Below are 4,205 nucleotides of genomic sequence, written 5' to 3'. Positions count from 1 at the left end.
CCCGTCGGGTCGAACAGCGCCAGCGGCTCGCCGGTCGGGGCGCTGACCGCATATTGAGTCTGCACCTCCCCGGCCATCAGTTCCACCCGGTTGTCCAGATTCAGCGTAAACGCCTGCGTCTGCTGCGCCACCAGTTCCCAGCCGTCAAACACCAGATGGCGGATCATTTTCAGCCGGCCGTGCTGATATTCCCGGATTTCCGCCGGCACGTCGCCGTCCCACAGGTAGGTGGTCCGCTTACCGCTCTGGATACACCGTTTTTCTATCCGTCGCCCGAAAGCGTCATAGCGATATTCCCACGGTATCCCGTCCGGGGTGATAATCCCGGTCAGCTGATTCTGGCTGTTCCACCGGTATTTTGTCAGCGCCAGCCGGCAACCTTCCGCTAAAAACTGTTTCTCCTGCATGCGGCCGGCCCGGTCGTAAACAAACCGGTGCGAGTCCACCCAGTTCAGGCGATGCCCCTCCTGATAGAGGGTTTCCCCCATAATCTCCTGCACCCCGTCAAACCGTCTTGACGGGTACCCGGTCTCATCATACTGATAATGCTCCCGCAGTGTCCGGCCCTCGCCCACCGACATCACCTGGCCATTGCCGTTGAGGAGATAATTTAACGGCTGCCCGTCATCACTGACGGTGGTCAGGTTCAGCGCGGCATCGTATTCATACCGGCGGGCCACCCCCGCGTAAGCGGGTCCGGCAATCTCGTCCAGTTCAGCCGGCCGGAAGAAATGGGGATTACGGCCGGCCCGTTGCGCGGTTAACTGCCCCATCAGGCTGTACTGCTGGCGCAGAATAAATCCCCCGTCCACGTAGCGCCCCGTATCCCGGCCGGCGTCATCCCGTTCCAGGGTCAGGGGCGCCTGTCCCTCCAGCGCCAGTGTAATCAGTTCCCCCACCCGGTTGACTTCCCGGCGACTCTGCCAGCGGCAGAGGTGGGTCTGCCCGCTAAACCGGGCAGGGCCGGCAACCGGCGTTTTTTCGCCGGTCAGCAACTGCCGTTCTACCGCGCGGTTATCCGGGTAGTGACGCAGAATCTCGCCGTGCGGCTGAATTTCTCGCACTATCCGGTCCTGCTCGTCATATTCAAAATGCAGGGCGCTGTCCGGGGAGTCCACGGTTAACAGCCGGCCCAGGATGTCGTAATGATAACGAGTGGTCCCTTCCGGGGCGCGCAGCGTCGTCAGCCGGTGCGCGGCATCATAATCATAGCGGGTCACGTTCTCTTCCCCGTCCCGCTTTTCAATGCAGTTCCCCGACCGGTCATAGCGATAATGCCACTGCGTGCCGGCATAATCCTGCTCGGTGATAACCCGCCCGTCCGCATCCAGGGTGTAGCTGTAAGTTTCCCCCTGCGGGTTAATCACCTGCGTCAGTTGCAGCGTGTCGGCATCATAACGATACTGCCAGCGATGCCCCTCGCCGTCACGCCGGGCGACCGGCAGGTCAAACGGGCCGTATTCGACCTGCCATTCTACGCCGCGGGCATCGGTCCAGCAGGTTAAGTTGCCGTGGCGGTCATGGGTGAAGTGTTCCAGCTGGTTGTCCGGCCGGTCGCTGACCGCCACCCGGTGATGACGGTCGTAACGCCAGCGCCACAGCGCCCCCGCCGCGGTCAGGCTGCGCAGCCGGTCCTGACTGTCATAACCCAGACTGACGGTCCGGTTCTCTTCATCCAGCACCCGCACCAGTCGCTGATGCTTATCATATTCCTGTGTACGGCGGTTGCCGTCCGGGTCGGTTTCGGCCGTCACCAGCCCGAAGGCATTGCGGGTCAGCGTGGTTTTCCGTCCGTCCGGCGCAATAAATCCGGCGGGCTGGCCCTGTTCATCATACCGGGGCAGCCAGGTGCGTTGCAGCGGGTCGGTCATGCCGGTCAGTTGCAGGCTGTCAGCCTCATAGCTGTACTGCCATACCGCGCCGGTGGCCTCCGTCAGCGAGGTTACCCGGCCGGTATCGGCCAGATAAGTCAGCGTCAGGGTTTCCCCTTCCGGTGATATCTGTCTGACCAGATGGCCCCAGCGGTCATAGTCATAACGGGTCACGCCGCCGCGCGGGGTGTGGATTTCAGTGATTAATTGCTGGTCGTTGTAATGCCAGGTGGTGGTGTGCCCCTGTGGGGTGGTGGAGCGGGTGATGCCGGGGGCATAATCCAGGTGAACCGGATAGTAGCCGCCGGCCCCCACGCTGTCGGTACAGCGCCCCTGTTTATCATAACGGTAATCCACCCAGGTCTGGTCGCCATCGGACCAGCGGCTTATCAGACCCTGCGCGTTATATTCATAGTACAGATGAAATTGCTGGGCGCTGTCCGCTTCCGCCAGCCGGCCGTTATCATGGTAGTGATAACGGGCCATCACTTCCTGTAACCTTTCATCGGTACGGAGAATCTCGGTCAGTTGTCCGCGCCGGTTATAAAGCAGCGTCAGCTCCGGCCCGTCACTGTGGAGAACCTGTGTCAGTTGACCGTGCTCGTTATAGACAAACCGCAGCCGGTTGTCATACACGTCCCGGTGTTCCGTGAGCCGCCAGCGCTGTGTCCCTTCGGATGAGGCCGGGGAGGACAGCGCAAAATACTTGTGAACCGGTGAATCCCGGTGCCGGAGAATATAGCCCTGTTCTCCCCGGCTGAGGGTGAAATCCGGGTGTTCCGGGTTGACGCTGTGGGTATAAGCGGCCGGTAAGGCAAAGTAAAGCGATGCCCCTTCGGTGGTGCGGATTTCTACCCGGTCGCCGGTGGCAAGGGCGCATTCGGAGAAGCTGTCCGTCCAGCCCGGTCCCAGTAAGCCCTGTTCCCCTGGCGCCCAGCTGCGCAGAAATACCAGCGGCAGGGTCTGGCCGAGGGTGATATCGGTCCGCTGGTCAAACAGCTGGCCGGTAGTGACGTCAATCGGGTCGCCGGTAAAGAATTTTTTCGTCGCTTCCCGGTAACGTTTCACCCCCTGAGTTTCTTTGAAGGCGGTTTTGGCACAGCAGAAGGTTTTACCTGATATCACTTTTCCGGCATGCCGGGCACCGGCAATCGCCCCGCTGACGGCCTTTTTACCGGCCTGTCGGGTAAACAGCTTACCCAGCCCTTTAAGGGCGCCGCGTGACGGCGGCGCCAGAAATTCAACCGCCATCAGTATCGCCCGTTCCCAGGCGGAAAACTCTTCGGCGACAGCCAGGTAAGTTCCCTGACCGGAGCCGATAAACACCGTTTTGGCCCCGGATTTTATGGTGGCGCCACACGCCAGTTTGTCATCTACCCGGGCCGCCGGCGAGCCGTTGATAAACACGGTTTCACTGCCCTGGGCAATCAGGGGCGGCGCCGGGTGTTGACTACAGGCGGCGATATCGGTGGTGGCTCTGGCCGCCGGTTTGCCTTCGATAAAGACATTGGGCGAACCACTTGCCAGCGTACCGCTCGGCGGGCCGATGCTGTCCACCATTTTCGTGACGGCCGAACTGGCGGCGCTGATGACATCGCCAAGGGCGAATGTGGCCGCGGTTCCCAGGGCGATGACCGCGACGGTAGCCAGCCCGCCGGTAAGGACGGTCAGCCCCACCAGTGCCGAKGCCGCGGCAAAGACCGCCGCCCCTATCAATGCGCCGGTAATGGCGCCCGCCAGCGCCCCCCAGGAAGCTGGCATGTTTAATTGGGTCGCCCTCACGGGCGGCGGCCGGACCGGGAGAGCCCGGTGGCGGGGAGACGTGCACCGCGTGCTGCGCACCAACCCGCGCTATCCGGGTGACGATTTCATCACCAAGTGACATGGCATTCCTCCTGTCAGCTCATCAGGCGGCCTGAAAACTGTGGATAACCGCCAGCAACGCCTCACGCTGACCGTCTTCAAAAGGCGCGGGGGAGGTCAGGTTGAAGGTCAGCAGCAGCGGACCCCGGATTTGCAGTATCACGGTCTGGTGCATGTCGCCTTCCGGGCTTTTCCACTGGTAATCCAGACGGCGGGCGGGTTGCTGGCTGAGGGTGATTTCGCCGCGCTGATGCTCCTGGTACCCGGGCAGATGGGTGCAAAACTGTTCCAGGGTCTGTTCATAGTAAGCGTGGTTATCCATGCCGGCGGGGACCGGGGTGCGGCTGACCACCAGATTGATGCCGCTGTCGTCCGGCAGCACAAAGACATTCATGGATTCATCCCGCCAGTTGTCTGGGATAGTCAGTGAGCCTTCATTCATTTGATAGGGGGTGTTTTCCATGTTTTTTC

At 61.4% G+C, this 4,205-nt stretch carries 2 protein-coding genes; both read right to left on the bottom strand.

Annotation, left to right across the window (positions count from 1 at the left end; translation table 11 throughout):
• On the bottom strand, positions 1-3,632 hold a 3,632-nt coding region (locus C6H66_RS24880; RefSeq protein ID WP_248000824.1), incomplete at its 3' end, for a PAAR domain-containing protein.
• A 145-nt stretch (positions 3,633-3,777) separates the two neighbouring features.
• A complete protein-coding gene (locus C6H66_RS24875) occupies positions 3,778-4,197 on the bottom strand; it encodes a DUF1795 domain-containing protein (RefSeq protein WP_105397048.1) in 420 nt (139 codons plus the stop codon).
• Between the last annotated feature and the right edge of the window lie 8 nt (positions 4,198-4,205).

The organism is Photorhabdus hindustanensis, assembly GCF_002968995.1.
Lineage (GTDB): Bacteria > Pseudomonadota > Gammaproteobacteria > Enterobacterales > Enterobacteriaceae > Photorhabdus > Photorhabdus akhurstii.
This window is presented reverse-complemented; position numbering and strand designations above follow the sequence as displayed.

What these genes read in the sequence shown, in the direction of transcription:
- C6H66_RS24875 (WP_105397048.1), bottom strand. Translation starts at nt 4,197, where the DNA reads ATGGAAAACACCCCCTATCAAATGAATGAAGGCTCACTGACTATCCCA.